This is a genomic window from Jeotgalibacillus proteolyticus, assembly GCF_050107735.1.
GTDB lineage: Bacteria > Bacillota > Bacilli > Bacillales > Jeotgalibacillaceae > Jeotgalibacillus > Jeotgalibacillus proteolyticus_A.
Window position 1 is genome coordinate 1 of record NZ_JBNILO010000037.1, and the last position, 291, is coordinate 291.

The window sequence follows — 291 nt, forward strand, 5'->3', positions numbered from 1 at the left end:
TCTCCTGCGTGACAGGCAGGCATGTTAACCGCTACACCACGGGACCTTGGTAATTGCGGGGGCAGGATTTGAACCTGCGACCTTCGGGTTATGAGCCCGACGAGCTACCGAACTGCTCCACCCCGCGTCAATTTGGCTTACGGTAAGCCTGAGTTATAAAAATAAATACCGCCTAGCGACGTCCTACTCTCACAGGGGGAGACCCCCAACTACCATCGGCGCTGAAGAGCTTAACTTCCGTGTTCGGCATGGGAACGGGTGTGACCTCTTCGCAATTATCACTAGACGCTA

1 tRNA gene and 1 rRNA gene are annotated in these 291 nt (G+C 54.6%); both read right to left on the reverse strand.

Features of this window, described 5'->3' with window-relative positions:
* Positions 1-53 precede the first annotated feature (53 nt).
* Positions 54-127: transfer RNA gene (locus ACQCT8_RS19025), tRNA-Met, on the reverse strand.
* Positions 128-170: 43 nt separating this feature from the next.
* Positions 171-286, reverse strand: a 5S ribosomal RNA gene (rrf, locus tag ACQCT8_RS19030).
* Positions 287-291 lie beyond the last annotated feature (5 nt).